Below are 1,045 nucleotides of genomic sequence, written 5' to 3' on the forward strand. Positions count from 1 at the left end.
TAGGTTTTATACTAAACCAACCGAGTAATTTGGTAGTTAAGGATTTAATTCCCGATTTGTGGTTAGCTGATTTTCAGGTTTTTATTGGAGGTCCCGTAGAAGTGGATACCGTTCACTTTATCCATCGTTGTTACGACAAACTAAATAGCGGTGAGGAAATTGGCGACGGAATTTATTGGGGCGGAGATTTTGAAACTTTGAAACTCATGATCAACAATAATAGCATTAAAGAGGACGAAGTGAAATTCTTTTTAGGCTATTCAGGTTGGGGTTATCAGCAGTTGGAGAGTGAAGTGGCTGCTAACACTTGGATTGTCTCCGATCAATATCATCAAGAAACTGTTTTTTCTAATAATGAAGAAGAGCTTTGGAAAGAAGTGATCATTAACTTAGGACCGAAATATGCTCACGTAAGTAATTTTCCGATAGATCCTAGTTTGAATTAGTTTTTTTGGCTGTTTGGGAAGTCCGAAATACGGAAAAGTCCGATGTCCGAAGATATAGAGTTTCCAGAAAAAGGAGTTTGATTAAGTGGGGGAGTCCGAAAGTCGGGAAGTCCGAAGACTAGAAGTTCGCGAAACGTGGTTTATCACATCTAGCCTTAAATCCCATCACTTTCCGACTTGCGGACTAAAATCTTACGGACTTACAACATCTTTCCCACTTGCGGACTAGCAACTCTCTGACTTCTTAACTAACTTTCCATTTCAGCAGCAGTCTCTTCAACTTTTGCTCTTAATGTATCTTTATAAGTCTGCATTTTTTTAGCTAGTTCAGGCTTTGCCGTAGATAAAATTTGTACTGCCAATAAACCTGCGTTTTTTGCTGCATTTAAAGCCACCGTAGCAACGGGAATCCCATTTGGCATCTGAAGAATAGATAGGATACTGTCCCAACCATCAATGGAATTAGATGATTTCACAGGAACGCCAATCACAGGAACGGTGGTAATTGATGCTACCATGCCCGGTAAGTGCGCTGCGCCGCCTGCACCTGCGATAATCACTTTGATTCCGCGGCTAGCTGCTTCTTTAGCATAGCTGAA

2 protein-coding genes are annotated in these 1,045 nt (G+C 40.9%); one reads left to right on the forward strand and one right to left on the reverse strand.

What is annotated here, in order from left to right:
• On the forward strand, window positions 1–446 hold a 446-nt coding region (locus DUT69_RS19050), incomplete at its 5' end, for a YqgE/AlgH family protein (protein WP_162796363.1).
• A gap of 248 nt (window positions 447–694) precedes the next feature.
• Here DUT69_RS19050 and DUT69_RS19055 read toward each other — a convergent pair.
• A partial coding sequence (locus DUT69_RS19055) for a 5-(carboxyamino)imidazole ribonucleotide mutase (protein WP_162796364.1) occupies window positions 695–1,045 on the reverse strand: 351 nt, incomplete at its 5' end.

This window comes from Pedobacter namyangjuensis (assembly GCF_003313325.1).
In the GTDB taxonomy this organism is placed as follows: Bacteria; Bacteroidota; Bacteroidia; order Sphingobacteriales; family Sphingobacteriaceae; genus Pedobacter; species Pedobacter namyangjuensis.